Here is a 23939-nt window from a genome sequence, read left to right as displayed (position 1 = left end):
GTCACTGCTCCAGGCTCGGGTTGCTCAGGGGGTGCACGGACGGGAAGTCCGCGGAGTCGGTGGGTACGACGACCAGGGCCCGCTTCTCGGTGGCCGAGAGCCGGACCACGAGGTGGCGGCGCCACCGGGCATCGTCCCGGTCCGGGTGGTCCTCGCGCCAGTGGCAGCCGCGGGTCTCCTCGCGCCGCCGCGCGGCGGCGACCAGGACCCGCGCCACGCACAGCAGGTTCGTGGCCTCCCAGGTGTCCACACCCGGTTCGGCGGTCTTGCCGTGCGCCTCGAGATCGTTCAGGGCGGTGGCGTACAGCCCTTCGAGGGCCTCGGCCGCCGCCTCCAGCGACGCCGCGGAACGGAGCACGCCCGCGCCGTCCGTCATGATCCGCTGGATCTCGTACCGGGCCCCGGCGGGCTGCAGCGGGCCGGTCGAGGGGACCGGGACGCCGGGGCCGCCTCCGCCGTGCTCCTGCGACGTGATGTCCTCGGCGATCCGCTCGGCGAAGACCAGGCCCTCCAGCAGCGAGTTGGAGGCGAGCCGGTTCGCGCCGTGCACGCCCGTGCACGCGACCTCGCCGCAGGCGTACAGGCCGGGGACGGTCGTGCGGCCGTGCAGGTCGGTCCGTACACCGCCGGAGGCGTAGTGCGCGGCGGGCGCCACCGGGATGGGTTCCGTCACCGGGTCGATCCCGTGCGCGCGGCACGCGGCGAGGATCGTCGGGAAGCGCTGCTCCCACATCGGCGCACCGAAGTGCCGGGCGTCCAGGTACATGTGCTGCGCGCCCTGCTCCTGCATGCGGCGCATGATGCCCTTGGCGACGATGTCGCGCGGTGCCAGTTCGGCGAGCTCGTGCTGGCCGACCATGAAGCGCACGCCGTCCCCGTCGACGAGGTACGCGCCCTCGCCCCGCACGGCCTCCGACACCAGCGGCTGCTGCCCCTCGGCGTCCGGCCCCAGGAACAGCACCGTCGGGTGGAACTGCACGAACTCCAGGTCGGAGACCTCGGCCCCGGCGCGCAGCGCGAGCGCCACGCCGTCGCCGGTGGACACCGACGGGTTCGTGGTGGCGGAGAAGACCTGGCCCATGCCGCCGGTCGCGAGGATCACGGCGGGCGCGTGGACGGCGCCCACACCGTCGTGCTGGCCCTCGCCCATGACGTGCAGGGTGACACCGGCCGTGCGGCCCTGCGCGTCCTGGAGGAGGTCGAGGACGAGCGCGTTCTCCACGGTCTCTATGCCCGCGGCGTGCACGGCCTCGACCAGCGCCCGCGAGATCTCGGCGCCGGTGGCGTCGCCGCCCGCGTGCGCGATCCGCCGGCGGTGGTGGCCGCCCTCCCGGGTCAGCTCGATCTCCCCGGTCTCGGCGGAGGTGTCGAAGACCGCGCCGGCCGCCATCAGCCGCCGTACCGCGTCCGGGCCCTCGGTGACGAGCACCCGTACGGCCTCCTCGTCGCACAGGCCGGCGCCCGCGACCAGGGTGTCGTCGAGGTGCTGCTCGGGACTGTCGCCCTCGCCGAGGGCCGCGGCGATGCCGCCCTGCGCCCAGCGGGTGGAGCCGTCGTCGAGCCGGGCCTTGGTCACCACGACGGTACGGCGGCCCGCGGCCGCGCAGCGCAGCGCGGCGGTCAGCCCCGCCACACCGGAGCCGACGACCACGACGTCGGCGTCGAGGGACCAGCCGGGCGCCGGCGCGTGCAGCCGTATGCCGGTGCTGCCGGCCGGGCCTCTGCCAGGGGTGCTCACGAGTGTGCTCCGAATTCCAATGGGATGTTGTCGATCAGCCGGGTCGTGCCGACCTTCGCGGCGACGGCCAGCACGGCCTGCCCGGTGAAGTCGGGACCGGCCTCGGTGAAGTCCTTCGGGTCCACCAGCGCCAGGTAGTCCAGCACCAGCGGCGGCTCCGAGCGGGCCGCGTCGTCCAGCACGTGGCCCGCCGCGGCCCGTACCGCGTCCGGCAGGCCCGTGCAGGCCGCCGAGACGGCGTGGGCGTCGGCCGAGGCGCGGATCTCGCCCAGCCTGGCCAGGGCGGTGGCCCGCTCGTCGCTGGCAGGGGCGGCCTCGGCGCGGGCCCGCAGCGCCGCCTGCGCGGCGAGCCGGTCGCGGCCGGCGAACAGGGCGCGGGACAGCGCCAGGGCGGTCCGCCGGTCCGCAGGGGTGAGGTAGCGGTTGCGGGACGACAGGGCCAGGCCGTCCTCCTCGCGGACGGTCGGTACGCCGACCACCTCGACGGGGAAGTTCAGATCGGTCACCATCCGCCGGATCAGAGCCAGTTGCTGCGCGTCCTTCTGGCCGAAGAGGGCCAGGTCGGGGCGGGTCAGGTGGAGCAGCTTGGCGACGACGGTGAGCATCCCGTCGAAGTGGCCGGGCCGGGTGGCCCCTTCGAGGCGCTCGCCCATCGGGCCGGCGCTGATCCGCACCTGCGGGTCACCGCCCGGGTAGACCTCGTCGACGGCGGGGGCGAAGACCGCGTCGGCGCCCGCCCCTTCGGCGACCGCCAGGTCCGCTTCGAGGGTCCGGGGGTAGCGGTCGAGATCCTCACCCGCCCCGAACTGCAGCGGGTTGACGAAGACGGTGACGACGACCTGGCCCTCGGGCCCGACCTGTTCGCGGGCCGTACGGATCAGGGTGGCGTGGCCCTCGTGGAGGGCGCCCATGGTCATCACCACGGCCCGCCGGCCGGTGCGCGGCAGCTTGTGCAGCTCATCGGCGGTGTGCAGCAGCAGCTCGGTCACTGGTCGCCCCCGTCAGGGTCCGTGTCGGCGAGTACGCCGAGCAGGTCCTCGGCGAGTTCGGGCTTGAGCAGACCGTGCGCGAGGGCCCGGTCGGCGGTGGTGCGGGCCATCGCCAGGTACCCGGCGACGGTGCCCGGCGCGTGCCGGCGCAGCTCCGAGACGTGCGCGGCGACCGTCCCCGCGTCGCCGCGGGCCACCGGGCCGGTCAGGGCCGCGTCCCCGGAGCGCAGGGCGTTGTCGAGGGCCGCGCCGAGCAGCGGGCCGAGCATCCGGTCGGGGTGTGCCACCCCGGCCTTGCGCAGCAGCTCCAGCGACTGGGCGACCAGCGTGACCAGGTGGTTCGCACCGAGGGCGAGAGCCGCGTGGTACAGCGCGCGGTTCTCCTCGGCGATCCACTCGGGCTCCCCGCCCATCTCGATGACCAGGGCCTCGGCGGCCAGCCGCAGCTCGTCGGGGGCGGTGACGCCGAAGGAGCAGCCGGCCAGCCTCTGCACGTCGACCTCGGTGCCCGTGAAGGTCATCGCCGGGTGCAGAGCCAGCGGCAGGGCGCCCGCCCGGCGCGCCGGGTCGAGCACGGAGGTCCCGTACCGGCCCGAGGTGTGCACGAGGAGCTGGCCGGGGCGGACCGCTCCGGTCTCCGCGAGCCCTTCCACGAGCGCCGGCAGGGCGTCGTCGGGGACGGTCAGCAGGACCAGGTCGGCCAGTTCCAGCACCTGGGCGGGCGGCACCAGCGGCACGTCGGGCAGCATCCGCGCGGCGCGGCGCACGGAGGTGTCGGAGACGCCCGACACGGCGACGGGCCGGTGGCCCGCCTGCTGGAGCGCGCGGGCCAGCGCCGGGCCGACCCGGCCCGCCCCGACGACGCCGACGGTGAGCCGGGCAGGGCGTGGCTGCTGTGATGGATTCACGCGGGGAATGCCTTCCGTTCCAGTCCGCGGGGGTACCGGACGATACGCCGCCATGCTAGCCCGTGGGGCTCTTGGCCGGTCGGGGACGAGGGGCGAGGATCAGGGGTCATGAGCGACAGCAACGACGAAGCGCAGCGCACGGCCCGGCTCGTGGCGGCCTGGCGGGCGGCGGGGAAGACCCTGGCCCGCAGCCCGCGCGAAGCCACGGTGGGGGAGTCGCTGGCGCGGCTCGCCGAGGCCTCGTACGACTACGACATGGACGCGCCGGGCGACATCTACGGCGACGGGATCGTCGCGGAGCTGGAACGGCGGGTCGCGGAGCTGCTCGGGACGCAGGACGCCGCGTTCTTCCCCAGCGGCACGATGGCGCAGCAGATCGCGCTGCGCTGCTGGGCCGGCCGCACCGGGAACCCGGTCGTGGCGCTGCACCCGATGAGCCATCCGGAGATGTGGGAGGGCGAGGCCCTGTCGACGGTCTCCGGGCTGCGGGTCGTCCACCCGACGACCGAGTCGCGCCAGATGACCGCGGAGGAGGTCGAGGACGTCCGGGAGCCCTTCGGCACGCTGATGCTGGAGCTGCCGCTGCGCGAGGCCGGGTTCCTGCTGCCCACCTGGGAGGAGCTCCGGGCACTGGTGGAGGCCGGCCGGGAGCGGGAGGCGGCGATCCACTTCGACGGGGCCCGGCTGTGGGAGTCCACCGTCCACTTCGGCCGCCCGCTGCCGGAGATCGCCGGCCTCGCCGACTCCGTGTACGTCTCGTTCTACAAGTCGCTCGGCGGCCTGAGCGGGGCGGCCCTGGCCGGGCCGCGGGAGTTCGTGGACGAGGCCAGGGTCTGGCGCCACCGCTACGGGGGCCAGATCTTCCGCCAGTTCCCGCAGGCCCTGGCCGCGCTGGCCGGGCTGGAACGGGAACTGCCGCGGCTGCCGTCGTACGTGGCCCAGGCGCGGATGGTGGCCGGGGAGCTGCGCGAGGCCCTCGCGAAGTCCGGCGTCCCCTGGTCGCGCGTCCACCCCGAGGAGCCGCACACACACCAGTTCCAGGTATGGCTGCCGTACGAGCCGGACCGGCTGACGGATGCTGCCCTGCGGCAGGCGGAGGAGACGGGCACGGTCCTCTTCCGCCGCTGGTCGGCAGGCGGGCCGCCGGGCCTCGCGGTGACCGAGGTGGACGTCACCGAGCCGGGCCTGTCGTGGACGCAGTCCGACGTCCACGATGCGGTCACGGCCTTCGCGGCCCGCATCTGACGCCGCCCGGACGGGGCCGGGAACGGCCCCGCCGCAGTCGGGCGCCCCCCGCCGCCTGCGCGCGGCCGTACCATCCGCACCCCCGCAGGGCAGCGGCGAAACGCCGAATTGCGTGAAAGTCGCCGGTGAGGACCGTCACCGGAGTTACCGTCCTTTGACCGCAATTACCGGCCACCGTGCCCGGAGGAGACACCATGACCGCTCAGCCCGCGTGGCGGAAGTCCTCGTTCTGCGGCGATGGCGACGCCTGCGTCTACGTCGCCGTCACCCCCGGCGCCCTCGTGAAGGTCGCCGACCGCGTCGACCCCGCCCACCTGGTCCTCGCCACGACCCAGGCCGCCTGGGCGGACTTCCTGCGCGCGGTCAGGGAGACCGGCTGAGGCCGGTGCCGACGTCCGGCCGCGCCGCGCCGTACGCGCCCGCCTTCAGGGGATTTTGTCCGATTAGCGCGTATCTTCGGCCCCATGCCCACGCCCTACGGATCCCGCGGCGGCATGGCGTTCAGCGCTGCTGAGCTGCACGTGCTCAGGCGTTCGCTCGCCCACGCCCTTCAGTCCTCCTCGGCCCCCCTGGCGGCCGAGGAGGTCCAGGACTGCCTGCGCCTCGCGCAGTCGGTGGACGAAGCGGTCCGGGAGGCGGGCCGGCTCAGAGCCTTCGTCCTGGACGACCTGGCCCGCTACCGGGGCGCACTGCCCGGCAGCCTCTCCGGCTACGTGGAACTGCTCCGGCAGGCCCTCGCGGCCGGCTACGAGCCGACCCCCGACGACCTCGCCGCCCTGCGCGCACTGCGGGCCAATCCGGCCGCCGCCGCGCTGCTGGAGCGGGCCCGGGCCGTCGCGGAGCGCTCCGTACGGCGGCGCCTGACGACGGCCTCCGCGCCCCGCGCCCGCCTGCTGACCCTGGCGGCCGGCCGCGAGGAGCCGCCGCGGCCGGCGCCGGCCCCCAAAGAGCGCCCGCGCCCCGAACGGCCGGTCCCCACCCCCGGCGAGGTCTTCCCGCCGCGCCGCAGGCCCACCCCGCCCCCGGCGTCCGGGCTCGCCGTCATGTGAGCGCGCCCGGCAGATCCGGTGGCGGGACGGAACGCACCCCTCACCCACCCGGACCGGCACGGGTGCGTTTGGCTACGCTGGGGCCATGGACTACGTCTCCGCGCTCGTGCCCCCCTTCGTGATGGCCGCGTTCTTCATCGCCCTCGTCGTGACGATCGTGAAGAGCCAGGGAGGCTCCAACAAGGCCAAGGAGGACGCGGCGGTCGACGCCGTGATCGCCCGGGCGGAAGCCGCCCGCCAGCAGCAGAACTAGAACCCGGAGCCCCCCCCGCGGGCGCGCGGCCGTACGGGTCGTGCGCCCGATCTCTGCCGCGTTGCCGAGTGAATGGCCGGGCAATTCCGCACAACCCGCACTATCGTGCTGTTGTGCCTCGCCCCCTGGGAGAACTCGAAGACGCCGTCATGACGCGGGTGTGGCAGTGGAACCGCCCGGTCACCGTTCGGGAGGTCCTGGAAGACCTCCAGCAGGAACGGTCCATCGCGTACACCACGGTCATGACCGTTATGGACAATCTCCATCAGAAGGGCTGGGTCCGCCGGGAAGCCGAAGGCCGCGCCTATCGATATACGGCGGTCTCCACCCGCGCCGCCTACTCGGCCGCACTTATGAACGAAGCCTGGTCGACGAGCGACAACCCCGCCGCCGCTCTCGTCGCCTTCTTCGGCATGATGTCCGCGGAACAGCGCGAAGCCCTCCGGGACGCCGTCCGCGTCGTCCAGCACGACGACGAGTCCGCCGGCGAAGCCCCGGCGGAACCCCGCTCGGAAGGCCGCGTCGAACCCTTCGCTGAACCCTCCGCGGAACCCTCCGCACCACCGCAAGGCGAAGACGGGTCCGCGGAGTCCGCCGAGCCCCCGAGGCCGCCGGGGCGATAGCGTCCGCAGCCATGGGAGAGTTTTCCTCTGCACATGCAGAAACAGTGACGATCCGCCGCGCCCGCACCCGCGATGTTCCCGCCCTGCGCCGGCTCCTCGACCAGTACGTGCAGCAGCGGATCCTGCTCGACAAAGCACCTGTCGTCCTTTACGAGGACATCCAGGAGTTCTGGGTCGCGGAACGCGAGAGTGATGCACAGGTGGTGGGCTGCGGTGCACTCCACGTGATGTGGGAAGACCTGGCCGAAGTGCGCACTCTCGCCGTCGACCGCGACTTGAAGGGCGCCGGTGTCGGCCACCGGGTGCTCGAGCAGTTGTTGAGCACGGCCCGCACGCTCGGGGTGAGCCGGGTTTTCTGCCTGACCTTCGAAGTCGAGTTCTTCGCGAAGCACGGCTTCGTCGAGATCGGCGAGACCCCGGTCGACACCGATGTCTACATGGAGCTCTTGCGTTCCTATGACGAGGGCGTCGCCGAGTTCCTGGGTCTCGAACGAGTGAAGCCGAACACCTTGGGCAACAGTCGGATGCTTCTGCACCTCTGATCGATGGCCTCAGCTTTTACGGCGCCCCGCGCACCTGTGGCCTATGTCCGAATCGCGCACGTTTCCCGCCTCCTTGCGGTCCTGAACCTCTCCCGGGGGGTTTGTGTTTTCCAGGCAAAAGCGGTTTCCTTTCCGCGTACTGCTTTTCGATGAAAGGAAATCCCGGTGGCACAGAAGGTTCAGGTCCTTCTTGTCGACGACCTCGACGGTGGCGAGGCGGACGAGACGGTGACGTTCGCTCTGGATGGCAAGACCTACGAGATCGACCTCACCACCGCCAACGCTGAAAAGCTCCGCGGTCTGCTCGACCCGTACACCAAGGGCGGCCGCCGCACCGGCGGCCGTGCCACCGCGGCCCGCGCCAAGGGCCGCGCCTCCGCGGCGACCGGCAACCCGGACACGGCCGAGATCCGCGCGTGGGCCAAGGAGAACGGTTACAACGTGAACGACCGCGGCCGCGTCCCGGCCGAGATCCGCGAGGCCTACGAGAAGGCCAAGGGCTGACGGACCCCGTTCGTACGCCCCCCCAGGCGCGCCCGGTGGCACTCCGTCGCCGCCGCCGCGACCAGGCGTACGAGGTCGGGCCCGCGAGCGGGCCCTGCGGCCCGCCCGGGACCGGGCAGGGCCGGCAGCAGCGCCTCACACCCCTGCTCGGGGGGTCGCAGCCAGACGGCGGCCCCCCGGGGCCTTTCTCCCGGGGGCGGTACCGGAGGAGCCGGGGCGGTGATCCGCCCGCCCGCACCCAGGGCGGTCAGATCCAGGGCGACCCCGCCCCACTCCAGCCAGTCGAGCAGCCCGTCGAGCTCCTCTGCGCTTCCCGGGGCCACGAGGAACCGCATCCGGCGCCCCATCAGGGCCACCGGACCCGTGGCGACCGGCCGGCGCAACAGCGCCGCCCCCGCGTCCGACGGCAGCTCCAGCACGTCGAAGCCGATGCCGGTCGCGAGCTGGGCCGGCGGCCCGCCCGTGACGGTCCAGCCGAGCACTCTCCCGTACCAGGCGGCGTACGCGTCCTCCTGGGGCGCGACGCGGGGCGGCGGGACGGTCGGCAGGACGGTTGCGGCCATGTCCGGAGCAACTGCAGAAACGCTTCGGGGTTACGGTAGATGTGACGTTCCGCACTCACGGATGTGCGGAACGTAAACGTCCGCGGTGGTGGAGTCCCACATTCGAGACGGAACTCTGTTCGCCCTCAGCGGAGGGAACCGGCGCCACCGGCATGGAGTGTCAGCCCTTACGGGTAAGACATTCCTAGTGGATCGGGGCGACACGCTGTTTTGACCGGCTTCCGTTCGCCGTCGGCGTACACGCATGACGGGTATCTGCCTGGCCTGCGGGAACATCGTCTCGCACCATCGAGTTGGAGCAGTTGTCGGCTCTTCAAGCCGGTTTTCCCGCTGATGCAGGGGTGAGCCGTGGACGGATGTCGGCAGTTGGAATGAGCTGTCCCGCCCCACGGGACTAGCATGCGGAAGGACAGGGCGGGGACCGACCCCGAACTGCCCGACCGCTCTGAGGAGCGATAAACGATGTTCGAGAGGTTCACCGACCGCGCGCGGCGGGTTGTCGTCCTGGCTCAGGAAGAAGCCCGGATGCTCAACCACAACTACATCGGCACCGAGCACATCCTCCTGGGCTTGATCCACGAGGGTGAGGGTGTCGCCGCTAAGGCCCTGGAGAGCCTCGGGATTTCGCTCGAGGCTGTTCGCCAGCAGGTTGAGGAGATCATCGGTCAGGGGCAGCAGGCCCCGTCCGGCCACATCCCCTTCACCCCGCGGGCGAAGAAGGTCCTGGAGCTTTCGCTCCGAGAGGCCCTCCAGCTCGGCCACAACTACATCGGCACCGAGCACATCCTGCTCGGCCTGATCCGCGAGGGCGAGGGCGTCGCGGCCCAGGTCCTCGTGAAGCTGGGCGCCGATCTCAACCGAGTCCGGCAGCAGGTCATCCAGCTGCTCTCCGGCTACACCGGCGGGGGCAAGGAGTCGGCCACGGCCGGCGGCCCGGCCGAGGGAACCCCCTCGACCTCGCTCGTCCTGGACCAGTTCGGCCGCAACCTCACCCAGGCTGCCCGCGAATCCAAGCTCGACCCGGTCATCGGGCGCGAGAAGGAGATCGAGCGGGTCATGCAGGTGCTGTCCCGCCGTACCAAGAACAACCCGGTCCTCATCGGCGAGCCCGGCGTCGGCAAGACCGCCGTCGTCGAGGGCCTGGCGCAGGCGATCGTCAAGGGCGAGGTCCCCGAGACCCTCAAGGACAAGCACCTCTACACGCTTGACCTCGGCGCCCTGGTCGCCGGTTCCCGTTACCGCGGTGACTTCGAGGAGCGCCTGAAGAAGGTGCTCAAGGAGATCCGCACCCGCGGCGACATCATCCTGTTCATCGACGAGCTCCACACCCTCGTGGGTGCGGGCGCCGCCGAGGGCGCGATCGACGCCGCCAGCATCCTCAAGCCCATGCTGGCCCGTGGTGAACTCCAGACCATCGGTGCCACGACGCTCGACGAGTACCGCAAGCACCTCGAGAAGGACGCGGCCCTCGAGCGCCGCTTCCAGCCGATCCAGGTGGCGGAGCCTTCCCTCCCCCACACGATCGAGATCCTCAAGGGCCTGCGCGACCGCTACGAGGCCCACCACCGCGTCTCCATCACGGACGAGGCCCTCGTCCAGGCGGCGACGCTGGCGGACCGCTACATCTCGGACCGCTTCCTCCCGGACAAGGCGATCGACCTGATCGACGAGGCCGGCTCCAGGATGCGCATCCGCCGGATGACCGCGCCGCCGGACCTCCGCGAGTTCGACGAGAAGATCGCGGCCGTGCGCCGGGACAAGGAGTCGGCCATCGACTCCCAGGACTTCGAGAAGGCGGCTTCTCTCCGTGACAAGGAGAAGCAGCTGCTGTCGGCGAAGACCAAGCGCGAGAAGGAATGGAAGGCCGGCGACATGGACGTCGTCGCCGAGGTCGACGGCGAGCTCATCGCCGAGGTCCTCGCGACCGCGACCGGCATTCCCGTCTTCAAGCTCACCGAGGAGGAGTCCTCGCGACTGCTCCGCATGGAGGACGAGCTCCACCGTCGGGTCATCGGCCAGAAGGACGCCATCAAGGCGCTCTCCCAGGCGATCCGCCGTACCCGTGCGGGTCTGAAGGACCCGAAGCGCCCGGGTGGCTCGTTCATCTTCGCCGGTCCGTCCGGTGTCGGTAAGACCGAGCTCTCCAAGACGCTCGCCGAATTCCTCTTCGGCGACGAGGACGCGCTGATCTCCCTCGACATGTCGGAGTTCAGCGAGAAGCACACGGTTTCCCGCCTCTTCGGTTCGCCCCCCGGTTACGTGGGCTACGAAGAGGGCGGCCAGCTCACCGAGAAGGTGCGCCGGAAGCCGTTCTCCGTCGTCCTCTTCGACGAGGTCGAGAAGGCCCACCCGGATATCTTCAATTCCCTTCTCCAGATCCTGGAGGACGGTCGCCTGACCGACTCCCAGGGCCGGGTCGTGGACTTCAAGAACACGGTCATCATCATGACGACCAACCTGGGCACCCGGGACATCTCGAAGGGCTTCAACCTGGGCTTCGCGGCGCAGGGCGACACGAAGACCGGCTACGACCGGATGAAGGCGAAGGTCAACGAAGAGCTCAAGCAGCACTTCCGGCCCGAGTTCCTGAACCGTGTCGACGACACGGTCGTCTTCCACCAGCTCACCGAGGAAGACATCATCCAGATCGTCGACCTGATGATCGCGAAGGTCGACGAGCGCCTCAAGGACCGCGACATGGGTATCGAGCTGAGCGGCGACGCCAAGCTCCTGCTCGCCAAGCGCGGCTACGACCCGATCCTGGGTGCCCGGCCGCTGCGCCGGACCATCCAGCGCGAGATCGAGGACATCCTGTCGGAGAAGATCCTCTTCGGCGAGCTGCGTCCCGGTCACATCGTGGTCGTCGGCAAGGAGGGTGAGGGCGAGGAAGCCAAGTTCACCTTCCGCGGCGAGGAGAAGTCGGCCCTGCCCGACCTCCCCCCGATCGAGGCCACGGGCTCCGGCCCGGACCTGTCGAAGGGCGCGTAACGCCTGGGTGCGATGCAAGCACCACAAAGGGGCGGCCCCGGAACCCACGGTTCCGGGGCCGCCCCTTTTTTCCCGCGCGGCTACTGTTCGTACACCGTGCTGTACGGCTCGATCTCGGCGCCGGGGAACCGTTCTGCCAGCCGTGCCTCCAGCCGGGGCGGCAGCTCCTCGGCCCCGTAGAGCCGCAGGGACCGCAGCGACGGCAGCCTGCCGTGCTCGACGAGACCCTCCAGCACCTCGTCCGGTACGGCGAGCTCCTCCAGCTGTTCGAGCCGCGACAGCTCCACCCAGTCCGTCGGCCCGGCCGGCCGCCAGCGGTGTCCGAGGTTCAGGACGCGCAGCCCCGCGTGCCGGCCCAGGCCGGTCACGTCGACCGTCGGAGCCTCCAGGCGCTGGATCTCCATGCCCGCCCCGGGCGGCAGAGTGCCGGCCGACCAGTGCAGCGGTGTGTACAGCTCCAGCGCGTGCAGGCTGGTCCAGCTCGAGACGACGTCGTGCAGCCCAGGGGCGGACACGCAGAGACGGGCCACCTGCAGAGGCAGACCGCGCAGAGCTGTCACATCGGCGTGCCGGCCGCACCTGATGACCTCCAGCTCCGCCAGCGAGGTCTGTCCGCGCAGGAAGTCGAAGTCGCGGAGGTCTCTGAGGTTGAGGCTCAGGCACGCCGCCTGAACGCGCGAGCAGAGCTCGGAAAGGGCCCGGTAGGAGACGTCCTCGGTGAAGAACAGCGCAGGGTGGCGCTCGAAGGCGTGCAGGGCGTCGGCCTCCTCGTCGGTGCGGATCCGCAGGACGGGGGCGGGGTCGAGGCGTTCGATGACCTCACGGGCGTACTCCCGTGTGTCGAAGCGGACCCACAGCGCGACGAGGGCCGCCCGGACCCGGTCGGACTCGGCGGCGCGGAAACCGGCCAGGTAGGGGATCGCAAGCTCCGAGAGGGTTTCGCCCGCGGCCGTGACGGCCATCAGGGCCTCGTGCTCGTCCGCCGTCGCCGGGTCGACCAGCAGCTCCAGCACCAGCGGGCCGGTCCGGCCCAGCTCCTCTGCCTCCTGCTCGCTGCGGGGCGGCAGCAGGTGCCGTACGGCTGTCTCGGCCTCCGCGCGCAGTGCGGGATCGAGCTCTGCCGCGTACTGCAGGGAGGCGTAGGCGAGGAGCACGGACCGGTTCGTGGCCCGGTCGAGCAGGGCCCGGATGATCTCGGTGCGTTCGCGCGGGCGGCCCTGGGCGACCGCCATGCGGATGACGTCCTCCCACTGGTCGTCGTCCGCGTGGAGGGCCAGCTCGTCGACCCCGCCCTCGTCCAGGGCGGCCCGCGCGCCCAGGAAGTCCTGGAAGGTGCGGTGGACGAACTCGACGGTGTCCACCGTGGGCGCCCGCAGCAGGCCGGTGCGCTCCAGGAAGTACGCGAACACGGCTCGCGCGTCGCCGAGGACTGTGGCGGCGGGCACTGCGGGCAGCCGTTCGGCGATCAGTGCCTCGGCCCGGGACCGGTCCATCTCGGTGCGGCCGTTGCGGACCAGCCAGTGGGCGAGCCGCTGGAGCAGCTGGAGCTGGGGTTCCTCCGCCAGGCAGGGCCGCCGCAGGCCCCGCTCGCGGTCGCGGCGGTGCAGCAGCATGGACAGGGCGGCCGCGTACAGCTCCTTGCGGCCGGTGGGCAGGAAGCCCCGGCGTTCGCGGTGCAGGGCGCAGATCAAACCGCACAGCAGGGGATTGGCGGCGAGGCGTGCCAGGTCGGGTGTGGTGCGTACGGCGTTCTGCAGAAGCTCCGCGTAGCCCTCGGGGACGGCTGCGGCGGTGTGCCAGCGCTCGATGAAGGCCCGTACGTTCGCCGGGCTCATCGGATCCAGGGTGACCTCGGTGAAGGCTTCGCCCGAGAGCCAGTCCCGCCGGACGGCAGAGGGCCGGGAGGTCACCAGCCAGCGGTTGCCGGGATAGGCGGTGATCAGGTCGGCGAGCCAGTCCCGGGCGCCTTCCCGTTCGTCCTCGGGGATCTCGTCGATGCCGTCGACCAGCAGCAGCGCCCGCCCGTCGCGCAGCACGCGGTTCTCCCACCCCTCGGGTGCCTCCCCGGCCAGCGGGGTGCCGGCGAGGAAGTCGCGGGGCGCTGGCAGCCGCTCGCCGTGCCGGGTCAGGGTGCGCAGGGGGAGGACGTACGGGACGGGCCCGTTGCCCGGGCCCGCCGCCGCGGTGAGGGCCAGCCACTGGATGAGGGTGGTCTTGCCGGATCCGGCATCTCCGCGCAGCAGGACCCGGTCGTGTTCGGGGAAGAGCCGCTCGGCGGGCAGGAAGCGCGGTGCGGGGTTCCGCGCGGCCTCGGGGGCGTCGGCTTCGGCGGACCGGGCCGTGAGGCTCACGTACGCCGCGTCCAGCGGCCAGCGGGAGGAGCCCGGTTCCAGGTCCAGGCCGAAGATGGTGAGGGTGGAGTGGCGACGGGCCACGTAGGCGAGGTAGCGCTCCTCGAAGGCCGCGTCGCGGCCGTCCTGGCGGGGCAGGCGGGTCAGCAGCTCGTCCACCTTCGCGATGGTCTCGGCGTGCAGCTTGCTCTGCTCGACCAGGGTCGCCGCCACGAAGGTGGAGCGCTGGGTGAAGAAGTTCAGGATGTGCAGGCAGGCCAGTTCGACCAGGCGGTCGTGGAAGAGGCCGGCGTCCCGGGAGAGCCCGGGGTGCGGGGCCGCGGCCCGGAGCCGGCGGGCGAAGGCCTCGGGGCCGAGGCGGACGGCCTCCACGTCCGAGAGGGTGAGGTCGCCCAGCGCGTGGAGGGTCACCGCGAGGGCTGCCGCCACCCCGGCCTCCTCGCCGGGCGGGAGCGGTCGTTCGCCGGGGGCCCGCAGGGCCTCGCGCACCAGGCGGTCGGCCAGCCTGCGCAGGTCCGCCGCGTCGAGGTCGCGTTTCTCGTGCCAGGAGACGTAGGACGAGATGCGCTGGGGGCGGTCGACCAGGCCCGCGCCCGCACCTTCGGTCCGTAAGAGCTTCTTGATCAGGGGCGCCACGACCGCCGAAGCAAGTCGGATCCCCGCTGCTGTCGGGTCCACGAGCCCGGAGCGTAGCGCCGGTCACATTCCCATGGTCATGAGTCGGTGGATCCCGGCCCCGGCCGGTGACAAGCCGCACAGGGCAAATCGGACATACTAGGGGGTTTCGTAGATCAAAAGGGCGCTCTGGAGGGGTTTCGCCCCTGCGGGATCCCGTCAACGGGCCACGTCACCCCGGCTCACCTACGAGCTCCGGTAGTAAACAGGGACGTTTGGGGAACTCCGGACATCCGGGTTACCAAAGATGAGCCAACCCGGCACATGGCTGAGCGTGCCGGGTCACTTCATGCCCGAGACGGGCGTGATCGCCCACGTCCCCGGCCCCGGAGGTCTGCTCTATGTCCGCGAAGCGCGTCATCACCCGTTCTACCCGTATCACCGTCGGCGCAACCCTCGGTGCTGTGCTGGCTCTCGGGGCCGGGACGACCGCCGCCTTCGCCGACGCTCCGCAGACGGCTCCCGCCGCCACCGCCGACGTCGCCGCAGCGGCGAAGAAGAAGGCCGGCCTGTGGGACAAGCCGCTGGAGAGGTACACGCTCTCCGCGACCTTCGGCAAGGGCGGCAGCATGTGGGCCCGCAAGCACTCCGGCCAGGACTTCGCCGTCCCGGTCGGCACCCCGGTCAACGCCGTGGCCGCCGGTGTGGTCGTCAAGGCCGGTCCGAACGGCGGCGGCGACGGCCCGGCCTACGGCAACGCCATCGTGATCAAGCACGCCAACAACAAGTACTCGCAGTACGCGCACCTGTCGAAGATCCAGGTCAAGGTCGGCCAGAAGGTCTCCGTCAAGCAGCGCATCGCCCTGTCGGGCAACACCGGAAACTCCAGTGGCCCGCACCTGCACTTCGAGATCCGTACCACCCCGAACTACGGTTCGGCTCTCAACCCGGTGGCCTTCCTGCGCACCAACGGCGTCAGCATCTGACCCGTGCCGCACCCCGCGTGACTGACGCCGACCGACCCTTGTGGCCGGTCGGCGCCGTCGTATGCGGCCGTCCCCGGCCGGGTCAGGTGAGCAGCCAGGCGTGGGTCGGCTTCGGCGCCGGTGAGAGCTTGCCCTCCTTGTACCCGGCGGCCTGCTCCTGCGTGAACGCCGAGTCGTAGACCTTGATGTTGTGCAGGGCGCCCTGCCACGGTCCGGTCCAGATGTTGTGGTGCTTGGACCGGCCGAGCTGGAGCGGGCCGGGGGCCTGCCAGATCGGCGGCACCGGCGTCTCGCCGGCCTTCTTGCCGTCCACGTAGAGGGCGATGGCCTTCTTCTCCGCGTCGTAGGTGGCCATCAGGAGCGTCGGCGTCTTGAGGATGGTCAGCCCCTCCGCCGCCACGGTCCGCGTGGTCGCGGCCGCACCCTTGTCGCCCGTCTGCACGCGGAAGATCCAGGCCTGCTTGCCGTTCACCTCGTTCACGCCCAGCTCGAAGGAGAACGACTCCCCGTCGCCCTGGCTCATGATGATCCGCGAGCCCTTGGTGGCGGAGCTGTAGGCGCGCGCCGTGACCGTGAAGCTCTTCGTCACGTCGACGACCGGCTCGGCGGACTGCCCCCAGGAGTTCCCGTTGCCCCTGCCGACGACCTGGAACCGCTTGCCCAGCGGGCCGACCTTGAGGTCGGGGCCCAGCCGGATGCCCATGCTGCCGTAGCTGTCGCGCAGCAGGGTGTCGTCGCCCGCGACGGTGGCCGTGTAGGCGGTCGGCGACTTCGAGTCCTCCGGCTCGGGCGAGACCGAGGTCGACGGCTGGGCGTCGGCACCGCCGCCACCGTCCTGGCTCCCCAGCAGGAAGAACGTTCCACCGCCGGCGAGGAGCGCCAGTACGGTCACCGTGCCGCCCAGCATCCACAGCTTCTTCCTGCGCCGCTCGGCATCGGACCGTTCGGCCATGGCCTCCCAGTCCGGCTGCTGCGACGCGCCGGGTATGTCGGGGCCGGCGAGCATCGTGAAGGCCGGCTGGGCCGGGGCGGCCGGCGGCCACTGACCGCCGTCCGCCTCCTGCTGGTACGGGTTCGGCTGCTGCCCGGCCTGCGGGTAGCCGTAGCCACCGCCGCCGGCCGGGTAGCCGTAGCCGTTCTGGGCGGGCGGTCCCGGCGGGAACCCGTAGCCGCTGCCGGGGGCGGGCTCGGGCTGCGGGCTGCTCGGAGGATTCGTGCCGTCGGTCATGGAACGGAGCCTAAGTCACGCACCCGTGGGCAGGCACTGCCCGGTGCCCCCGGTGTCAGTCCGGCGGCAGCTTGAGGACCGGGAAGCTGCCCGTCGCCGTCGGAGCCTGCTCCGGCAGCCACAGCACCGCGACCGCTCCGGCCGCCCCGTCGGCGGGCGTGCCCGCCGCCGTCACCGAGCGGCCCAGGACACCCGGAGCCGCCACGTTGCGGAACGTCAACCGGGCACCCAGCACCCGCGCCTGACCCTCCGCGATGGTCAGACCCAGTCCGTGCCCCACCCCCGCGCGGTCCGTCGATCCGGTACGGAACCGGCTCGGACCCTCGCGCAGCAGCGCCTCGGGGAAACCCGGCCCGTGGTCGCGGACCCGTACGACCCGTCCCTCGACGTCGACCTGGATCGGCGGCTGCCCGTAACGGGCGGCGTTGGCGAGCAGGTTGCCCAGGATCCGCTCCAGCCGCCGCGGGTCGGTGCTGACGACCTCGTCCGCGACGACCCGTACGGTCGCCTCCGGCATCAGCGCCCTCACGCGCCGGCTCACGAACTCGCCCAGCGCCACGTCCTGGAGCTCCGCCCGCTCCGAGGCGCTGTCCAGCCGGGCCACTTCGAGCACGTCCTCCACCAGCGCGCGCAGGGCCTGCGCCCGGTCCCGGACCAGCTCCGTCGGGCGGCCCGGAGGCAGCAGTTCCGCAGCGGTCAGCAGGCCCGTCACCGGGGTTCGCAGCTCGTGCGCGATGTCGGCGGTCACCCGCCGCTCGGCCTCCAGCCGCTGCTGGAGCGCGTCGGCCATGGCGTCCACGGCCCGCGCGAGGTCGTCCGTCTCGTCGCGGACGACACCGCCGACCGCGTCCCGTACCCGTACGTCGGGATCACCGTGCGCCACCCGTTGCGAGGCGGCCGCCGCCTTGCGCAGCCGGCGCGAGATCTGCCCGCCGATGAGCACGCCGAGGGCCGAGCCGGCGATCACGGCCGACAGGCCGCCGATGACCAGGGCCCGGTCGAGGTCGTTGAGCAGAGTGGTGCTCTCCCGGAACGGCGTGTGCAGCGACAGCACCATCCCGTTCCCGAGCGGTACGGCGGCCCACACCTCGGGGAGACCGTGCGGGCGTTCCTGGACGTAGGTCCCCCGCCGTCCCGACTGCGCCTTCTGCCGCAGCTCGACCGGGAGTTCGGGGTCGTTGAGCTTGGCCCCCATGGGGGGCTTGCGCCCTGCCTCGGCGTTGCGGGAGATGAACTGCACGCGTTCCAGCTGCACATCGCGCGCGCTCTCCAGCATCGACACGCGGGCAGCGCTGTGCACCACCAGGCTCAGCGCGATCGTGACGAGGGCGCCCACGGCGGCGATGGCGAGTGTGATCTTCCAGCGGATCCCCGTGCGGAGGGTGAACCGTCTCATGCTTTCAGCTTGTATCCGAAGCCCCGGACCGTTTCGATGCGGTCCTGTCCGATCTTGGTGCGCAGGCGCTGGACGTGGACGTCCACGACGCGGGTGTCGCCGCCCCAGTCGTAGTCCCAGACCCGCTCCAGGAGCCGGTCGCGCGACAGGACGGTGCCCGGCGCGGAGGAGAACTCCAGCAGCAGCCGCATCTCGGTCGGCGTCAGCGACACATGGGCGCCCGATCTGCGGACCTCCATGCCTTCGGTGTCCACTTCCAGGTCACCGAAGGAGAGCACCCCGCGTTCGGCGTCCGGGTCGTGGTCGGAGGCGCCCGCGGCGCCGTTCTGCGGGCCGCCGGAGTGGTCGAAGCGGCGCAGCACGGCGCGGATCCGGGCGACGAGCACGGATCCGTCGAAGGGCTTGGTGACGTAGTCGTCGGCGCCCGCCTCCAGCCCGAGCACCACGTCGATGCTGTCGGCGCGCGCCGACAGCATGATGACGGGGACGGTGGACTCGTCGCGGATGCGGCGGCACAGGCTCACGCCGTCCATGCCCGGCACCATCACGTCCAGCAGGGCGATGTCGGGCCGGCGCGCACGGAAGGACTCCAGGCCTGACAGGCCGTCGGGCATGGCCGTGACCACGAACCCGTCGCGCTCCAGCGCCAGGGTCGTGGCCTCACGGATGACGTCGTCGTCCTCCACGAACAGGACATGGGTCTCGGCCATGCGCAAGCCTCGCCTCAGTTCTTCTTGCTCAGTTCTTCTGACTCGTGGCCGGGGCGGGCTGGGCTCCGCCGTCGACCACGTTGCTGTACTCCGAGTGCACCCGGTCCTGCTCGGTGAACTTCTCCCCGTTCCAGCGGTACGTGATCACGTCCTCGCCCGACGGATAGGCGAGCGTGTCGCTCTTTCCGTAGACCTGCTTCGTGACCACCAGGTCGCCCCGGTCGATCTCCGCGTAGACGGGTGGCTGTTCGTCCGAGAACACATTCTCGTACCTGCCGCCGTCCGCCCGGTACACGTACGAGCCGCGGCCCAGGGCGTCGGCGCAGGACAGGACGTTCACGACGATGTCCCCGACCGGACCGCCGGTGACCTTCCCGTAGCTCACGTCCACCGGGTACTCCTTGCCCGTGCAGGGCTTGAGGTCCCGCTTGACCTCGGAGCTGACCTTGGGGTCCGCCATGAGCAGTGCGACCGGGTCCACCTTCTTCAGGGGCGCGCCGGACCCGGAGGCCGAGGGCGCGGCGGTGTCGGTCGGCGCGGTCCTGGAGACGGTGTCGGTGCGTGCGGGACCGCCGTCGCGCAGGCCGGTGCCCCCGGTGGCGCAACCGACCGCGAACACGGCTGTGCCGACGAGGACGATGGTCCCCGCCGACATCAGCACCAGACTGCCTCTTCCCCGGAAGAGGGGGGGAGAGCTCCTGCCGTCCAGATCTTGGCCGTTCAGGCCGCGCACCGCTCACGCCCCTCGTACCGCATGGTGTGGTCACCGCGCTCCAGCGCACGCATGTCCAGGTCCCGGCTCTCCAGCTCCTGCCGGAGCCGGGCCAGGGCGCGGTGCAGAGTGCTCTTCACGGTTCCCGCCGACATTCCGAGCGCCGCGGCTGTCTCCTCGGTGCTCATCTGCTCCCAGTGTCGCAGGACGACCACACTGCGCTGCTTGGGCGCGAGCACCTTGAGGATGTCCATCAGCAGGGCGCGGTCGGCCCGCTGGTCGGAGCCGTCCTCGACGGACGCGTCGGGGAGCTGCTCGGTGGGGACCTCTTCGAGCTTGCGGGCGCGCCACCACTCCGTACGGGTGTTGATCATGACGCGGCGGAGGTAGGCGTCGGCCAAAGACTTGTCGGCGATGCCGTCCCAGCGGCCGTAGGTGCGCACGAGGGCCGTCTGCAGGAGGTCCTGGGCGTCGGTGGGGTCCGGAACCAGCCGCCGGGCACTGCGCAGCAGGGCGTCCTGCCGGGTGCGTACGTACTCTTCGAACCCGAGTACCTCGCCGTGCGCCTGCGCCATTTCAGACCGCCTCCGTTCCGTCCAACCGCTCCACCGCTGTCTTACGGGGACGACGGTACGGAGGGGTTGTCACGAGCCTGTGCGAGCCAGCCTTCGGTGGGAGCACGGACACCCATAGGTTGTGTAACAGCGCCTGTGAGCTGCGGTTTCCCGGCAACAAGCGGAATTGCTGACTCAGCTTCAGCGGCGGCTACGGGCGGTGGCGGACCGGCGCACGGTCCGTTCCCGGACCGCCTCCCGTCCGCCGCCGAACGCCTCTGCGGTCATGCCGGGTCATGCCTGCGGCCGGGTCTGCGGCAGTCGGTAGAGGCCGCCGTCGAGGGGCTCCACCAATCCGTCGGAAACCAGCCCGTCGAGCGCACGGGCCCGCTGTACCGGCTCGTTCCAGACGGTGTCGAGCACGGCCTGCGGAACGGGTCCCACCGCCTCCCGCAGGACGGCCAGGAGTTTCCCGCGCACCTGCCGGTCGGTCCCGGCGTACGTCTGCCCGCGTCGCGGCGGCCCGTCGTGCGCGGGCTTCCCGGCCAGGCGCCACGCGCACAGCCCCGCCACCGGGCAGCGCGCGCAGTCCGGGCTCTTCGCGGTGCACACCAGCGCACCGAGCTCCATCGAGGCCGCCGCCCAGCGGGCCGCGGTGGACTCGTCCTCGGGCAGCAGCTCGCGGGCCAGGCGCCGTTCGGCGGCGGTGGTCGCGTTCGGCGGGTACTCGACCCCCGTGGCGGCGCGCGCGAAGACCCGCCGGACGTTGGTGTCCAGGACGGCGTGCCGCTGCCCGTACGCGAAGGAGGCCACCGCGGCGGCGGTGTACTCGCCCACCCCGGGCAGCGCGAGGAGCTGCGCGTGCTCCCGCGGTACGTCGCCCCCGTGCCGCTCCGTTATCGCGGCGGCGGCGCCGTGCAGCCGCAGGGCCCGGCGCGGGTAGCCGAGCCGCCCCCAGGCCCGTACGGCCTCACCGGGGGCCTCGGCGGCCAGGTCGGCGGGGCGGGGCCAGCGGGCGAGCCACTGCTCGTAGACCGGCAGCACCCGGCTGACCGGGGTCTGCTGGAGCATGAACTCGCTGACCATGACGCCCCAGGGGCCGGCCTCGGGGCGGCGCCAGGGCAGGTCGCGGGCGTGCTCCTCGAACCACGAGATGACCGGGGAGTGCAGTGCGTGGGAGGAGTTGGCGGGCACGTCGCGGGAGCCGTCGCGGGACACGTCCGGCGACATGTCGGGCGACACGTCGGGGGAGGAAGAGGGGGATGCAGTCATGGCATACGGCATCCTGGCACGTTTCGGACCTCGGGGGAGGACGCGCCGGCCGGGCCCGGCCCCGTCAGCCGGATGCCCGCCGGAATGCCCCTCGGATGCCCGCCCGACCGCACCGTGTGGGCGGTGGAGGCCACCGGGCCGGTGGGTGCCAGGACGGCGAGTGCGGCGGCCGAACCGCCCAGCAGCAGGCCCGGTGCCACGTCGTGCGGGTGGGAGAACGCCGACGAGGACACGGAAGAAGGACATCGGCAGCGGGCGAGGCAGGTGACGGCGCGGACGAGGCCGAAGTGTCCATGGTCACCGAACGTACTCAAACCGGATTAATGTCCATGTCGGCCCTTTGGCCGGTTCCCGCCGATTCCGCTTGCGCCCGCAGGATGATCATCCGCAAATCAAGCCCGCTGCGCGGCATGTGGGGCACTGATCGGGCCGCGAATCTTTGTAAGGTTCCGTTCGTGGGATCTCTGCGCAATCCGGTCGGGCCGCTCCCCTCCTCCATCTACTGGCGACGGAGGGCTGTGCTGGCGTCAGTCGTCGCGCTCCTCGCGCTGCTCGCCGTATGGACCGTCAGTTCCGGTGGGGGGAAGACGAGTACGAACGGAAAGGGCGAGGGCCGCCCCGATCCCGTCACCTCCATCACTCCGGGACCGGCCGGCACGGGCCCCGCCATCAGCGCCGCACCCGGTGGGCGCCCCGAGTCCGGAAGCGCTGGCACCACCGGCGCCGAGGGCGGCCCGGGCGGCGGTGCGGGCAAGAACGGCGAACCGGGCAACGGCACCGGCGCCGGCGGCGGTTCGGGGTCCGCCAGCGGCGGCGCGGGCGGACCGGCGGCGGTCCCGGCGGACTCGCCGCTCCCCACGTGCGCGACGTCGGCGCTCCAGTGGGAGGTCAAGAGCGCGAAGAACGAGTACGAGGCGAACGAGAAGCCCCGCCTCGAACTGATCGCCCGCAATACCTCCGGAACGACCTGCAAGGTCGATCTCGGCCCGAAGCAGGCAGTCCTGACCATCCTTCAGGCGAGCAGCAACAAGGCGGTGTGGTCCTCCGCGGACTGCCCGACGGGCGCCGGCAACGCCTTCTTCCGCCTCCCCGCGCAGGGCGAGACCAAGCACACGCTGGACTGGGACCGCAGGTTCAGCGCCGCCGACCAGTGCCAGTCGCCTCCGGCGGGTTCCGCGGCTCCCGACACCTACGTGGTCGAGGTCAAGTCCCCCGGCATGCCGGTGGCCCGCACCTCGTTCGTCCTCAAGCAGGACTGACCCGGCCCCCGCCGCCGACTCCCGGCCGGCCGGCCGCCGGCGGTTGAGGGGCGGGGTCCCGGGCGGAGCCCCGGCAGCGGCGCGGTCGGCGCACACCGAATGGCCGGCCGATCGGTCGGCCGGGCGAAGCCGCAGGTTAGACGTACCGCTCCAGGATGGACGACTCGGCCAGACGGGACAGGCCCTCGCGGACGCTCCGCGCGCGGGCCTCGCCCACGCCGTCCACCGTCTGCAGGTCGTCGACGCTCGCGGCGAGCAGTTTCTGCAGACCGCCGAAGTGCTCCACCAGCCGCTCGATGATCGCGCCCGGCAGCCGCGGCACCTTCGCCAGCAGCCGGTAGCCGCGGGGCGACACCGCCGAGTCCAGCGTCTCGGGCGAGCCCGTGTACCCGAGCGCCCGTGCCACGATGGGCAGTTCCAGCAGCTCCGGGTGGGTCAGGGCGTCCAGCTCCGCCAGTGCCTCGTCCACCGTGCGGGAACGCTTCGCCGTCGGCTCGGGCACGTAGTCCCGGATGACCAGTTCGCGCTCCTGCTCGATGCCCACCGTCAGTTCGTCCAGCTGGAGCGACAGCAGTCGCCCGTCCGTGCCCAGTTCGACCACGTACTCGGCGATCTCGGTCGCGATCCGGCGGACCATTTCCAGCCGCTGCCCGACCGCCGTCACGTCGCGCACCGTGACCAGGTCCTCGATCTCCAGAGCCGACAGCGTGCCCGCGACCTCGTCCAGGCGCAGCTTGTACCGCTCCAGCGTGGCCAGCGCCTGGTTCGCCCGCGACAGGATCGCCCCGGACTCCTCCAGTACCCGCCGCTCCCCGTCCACGTACAGCGCGATCAGCCGCATCGACTGCGACACCGACACCACCGGGAAGCCGCACTGCTTCGAGACGCGGTCGGCCGTGCGGTGGCGCGTGCCCGTCTCCTCCGTGGGGATCGACGCGTCCGGTACGAGCTGTACGCCGGCCCGCAGGATCTTGGTGAGGTCCTTGTCGAGGATGAGCGCGCCGTCGAGCTTGCACAGCTCGCGCAGCCGGGTCGCGGTGAACTCCACATCGAGGACGAAGCCGCCCGTGCACATCGCCTCGACGGCCTTGTCCATGCCGAGGACGATGAGGCCGCCGGTGTTGCCGCGGACGATCCGCTCGAGGCCGTCGCGCAGTGGCTGACCGGGTGCGACCGCGCTCAGCGAGGCGCGCATGAGCGCGTCGTGCTTGGAGCTCGCGCCGGACTTCCCGGGTGCTGATGCCCCGTCCTTGGCTGCCACTGCACTCCTCCGGTCGCGGGTTGCGCCGCCTGGCGCGGGGGCACGAGGACGTGCGTACGGCCGGGCGGACCAGCACAAAGTCTACCGGCGCGCGCTGCGGCCCCGCCGTGGCTTGGCCAGGTAGGGCCCGGCGGCAGCCCCTCCGGCCCCCCTGACCAGGGCGGCGACCGGTCGGTCGGCCGGGTCGATCATG

At 71.9% G+C, this 23939-nt stretch carries 22 protein-coding genes; 10 read left to right on the top strand and 12 right to left on the bottom strand.

Annotated features, from left to right (window positions below; all coding sequences use genetic code 11):
• Position 1 precedes the first annotated feature (1 nt).
• The 3 genes from ACZ6JS_RS10185 to ACZ6JS_RS10175 are packed head-to-tail and all read right to left on the bottom strand — an operon-like array spanning position 2 to position 3689.
• Positions 2-1738, bottom strand: coding sequence for an L-aspartate oxidase (locus ACZ6JS_RS10185; protein WP_469297204.1), 1737 nt, complete (start codon positions 1736-1738; stop codon positions 2-4).
• The gene (gene panC, locus ACZ6JS_RS10180) at positions 1735-2727 is read right to left on the bottom strand and encodes a pantoate--beta-alanine ligase (protein ID WP_469297203.1); all 993 of its coding nucleotides are present in this window, start codon (positions 2725-2727) and stop codon (positions 1735-1737) included. Before panC ends, ACZ6JS_RS10185 begins: the two co-directional genes overlap by 4 nt.
• Entirely contained in the window at positions 2724-3689 is a 966-nt protein-coding gene (locus tag ACZ6JS_RS10175) for a Rossmann-like and DUF2520 domain-containing protein (protein WP_381785869.1), read from the bottom strand. Before ACZ6JS_RS10175 ends, panC begins: the two co-directional genes overlap by 4 nt.
• Positions 3690-3743: 54 nt before the next feature.
• Here ACZ6JS_RS10175 and ACZ6JS_RS10170 point away from each other — a divergent pair, with 54 nt between their 5' ends.
• The 7 genes from ACZ6JS_RS10170 to ACZ6JS_RS10140 all read left to right on the top strand — a co-directional run bounded on the left by ACZ6JS_RS10170 (position 3744) and on the right by ACZ6JS_RS10140 (position 7851).
• A complete protein-coding gene (locus ACZ6JS_RS10170) occupies positions 3744-4880 on the top strand; it encodes a threonine aldolase family protein (protein WP_469297202.1) in 1137 nt (378 codons plus the stop codon).
• 194 nt (positions 4881-5074) lie between these two features.
• Positions 5075-5260 carry a DUF397 domain-containing protein gene (locus ACZ6JS_RS10165; protein WP_469297201.1) on the top strand — a complete coding sequence of 62 codons (186 nt, stop codon included), beginning with the start codon at positions 5075-5077 and terminating at the stop codon, positions 5258-5260.
• 84 nt (positions 5261-5344) lie between these two features.
• Positions 5345-5929, top strand: coding sequence for a hypothetical protein (locus tag ACZ6JS_RS10160; protein WP_469297200.1), 585 nt, complete (start codon positions 5345-5347; stop codon positions 5927-5929).
• Between the two features lie 85 nt (positions 5930-6014).
• Entirely contained in the window at positions 6015-6182 is a 168-nt protein-coding gene (locus ACZ6JS_RS10155; RefSeq protein WP_030763779.1) for a hypothetical protein, read from the top strand.
• A 113-nt stretch (positions 6183-6295) separates the two neighbouring features.
• Entirely contained in the window at positions 6296-6805 is a 510-nt protein-coding gene (locus ACZ6JS_RS10150; protein ID WP_469297199.1) for a BlaI/MecI/CopY family transcriptional regulator, read from the top strand.
• A gap of 11 nt (positions 6806-6816) precedes the next feature.
• A complete protein-coding gene (locus tag ACZ6JS_RS10145) occupies positions 6817-7347 on the top strand; it encodes an amino-acid N-acetyltransferase (protein WP_469297198.1) in 531 nt (176 codons plus the stop codon).
• 165 nt (positions 7348-7512) lie between these two features.
• Positions 7513-7851 (top strand): histone-like nucleoid-structuring protein Lsr2, encoded by a 339-nt coding sequence (locus ACZ6JS_RS10140; RefSeq protein ID WP_037921217.1) that lies wholly within the window; start codon positions 7513-7515, stop codon positions 7849-7851.
• Here ACZ6JS_RS10140 and ACZ6JS_RS10135 read toward each other — a convergent pair.
• Positions 7830-8414 carry an SCO3374 family protein gene (locus ACZ6JS_RS10135; protein WP_469297197.1) on the bottom strand — a complete coding sequence of 195 codons (585 nt, stop codon included), beginning with the start codon at positions 8412-8414 and terminating at the stop codon, positions 7830-7832. The two genes, ACZ6JS_RS10140 and ACZ6JS_RS10135, sit on opposite strands and share 22 nt — an antisense overlap.
• 462 nt (positions 8415-8876) lie before the next feature.
• On the opposite strand from ACZ6JS_RS10135, the gene ACZ6JS_RS10130 reads away from it, so the two are divergent.
• Complete coding sequence (locus tag ACZ6JS_RS10130) at positions 8877-11402, top strand: ATP-dependent Clp protease ATP-binding subunit (RefSeq protein WP_469297196.1); 2526 nt, start codon at positions 8877-8879, stop codon at positions 11400-11402.
• An 80-nt stretch (positions 11403-11482) separates the two neighbouring features.
• Here the strand turns inward: ACZ6JS_RS10130 and ACZ6JS_RS10125 are convergent, their stop codons facing one another.
• The gene (locus tag ACZ6JS_RS10125; protein WP_469297195.1) at positions 11483-14431 is read right to left on the bottom strand and encodes an NACHT domain-containing protein; all 2949 of its coding nucleotides are present in this window, start codon (positions 14429-14431) and stop codon (positions 11483-11485) included.
• Positions 14432-14769: 338 nt separating this feature from the next.
• On the opposite strand from ACZ6JS_RS10125, the gene ACZ6JS_RS10120 reads away from it, so the two are divergent.
• Positions 14770-15354 (top strand): M23 family metallopeptidase, encoded by a 585-nt coding sequence (locus ACZ6JS_RS10120; RefSeq protein ID WP_469297194.1) that lies wholly within the window; start codon positions 14770-14772, stop codon positions 15352-15354.
• 82 nt (positions 15355-15436) lie between these two features.
• Here ACZ6JS_RS10120 and ACZ6JS_RS10115 read toward each other — a convergent pair whose 3' ends face one another.
• The 6 genes from ACZ6JS_RS10115 to ACZ6JS_RS10090 form a co-directional block, all read right to left on the bottom strand.
• Positions 15437-16582 carry a LamG-like jellyroll fold domain-containing protein gene (locus tag ACZ6JS_RS10115; protein WP_469297193.1) on the bottom strand — a complete coding sequence of 382 codons (1146 nt, stop codon included), beginning with the start codon at positions 16580-16582 and terminating at the stop codon, positions 15437-15439.
• Between the two features lie 55 nt (positions 16583-16637).
• Positions 16638-17978: a two-component system sensor histidine kinase CseC gene (gene cseC / locus ACZ6JS_RS10110; RefSeq protein WP_469297192.1), complete on the bottom strand. Its 1341-nt coding sequence runs from the start codon at positions 17976-17978 to the stop codon at positions 16638-16640.
• Complete coding sequence (gene cseB, locus ACZ6JS_RS10105; RefSeq protein ID WP_469297191.1) at positions 17975-18688, bottom strand: two-component system response regulator CseB; 714 nt, start codon at positions 18686-18688, stop codon at positions 17975-17977. Before cseB ends, cseC begins: the two co-directional genes overlap by 4 nt.
• Before the next feature lie 28 nt (positions 18689-18716).
• Positions 18717-19343 (bottom strand): hypothetical protein, encoded by a 627-nt coding sequence (locus ACZ6JS_RS10100; protein WP_469297190.1) that lies wholly within the window; start codon positions 19341-19343, stop codon positions 18717-18719.
• Between the two features lie 65 nt (positions 19344-19408).
• Entirely contained in the window at positions 19409-19975 is a 567-nt protein-coding gene (locus ACZ6JS_RS10095; protein WP_030763752.1) for a SigE family RNA polymerase sigma factor, read from the bottom strand.
• A 273-nt stretch (positions 19976-20248) separates the two neighbouring features.
• Complete coding sequence (locus ACZ6JS_RS10090) at positions 20249-21184, bottom strand: HhH-GPD family protein (protein ID WP_469297654.1); 936 nt, start codon at positions 21182-21184, stop codon at positions 20249-20251.
• 560 nt (positions 21185-21744) lie between these two features.
• On the opposite strand from ACZ6JS_RS10090, the gene ACZ6JS_RS10085 reads away from it, so the two are divergent.
• Positions 21745-22485: a hypothetical protein gene (locus ACZ6JS_RS10085; protein WP_469297189.1), complete on the top strand. Its 741-nt coding sequence runs from the start codon at positions 21745-21747 to the stop codon at positions 22483-22485.
• Positions 22486-22621: 136 nt separating this feature from the next.
• On the opposite strand, the gene disA is transcribed toward ACZ6JS_RS10085, so the two are convergent.
• A complete protein-coding gene (disA, locus tag ACZ6JS_RS10080; protein ID WP_356810152.1) occupies positions 22622-23746 on the bottom strand; it encodes a DNA integrity scanning diadenylate cyclase DisA in 1125 nt (374 codons plus the stop codon).
• Between the last annotated feature and the right edge of the window lie 193 nt (positions 23747-23939).

It is taken from the genome of Streptomyces sp. NPDC046349 (genome assembly GCF_055587885.1).
This window is presented reverse-complemented; position numbering and strand designations above follow the sequence as displayed.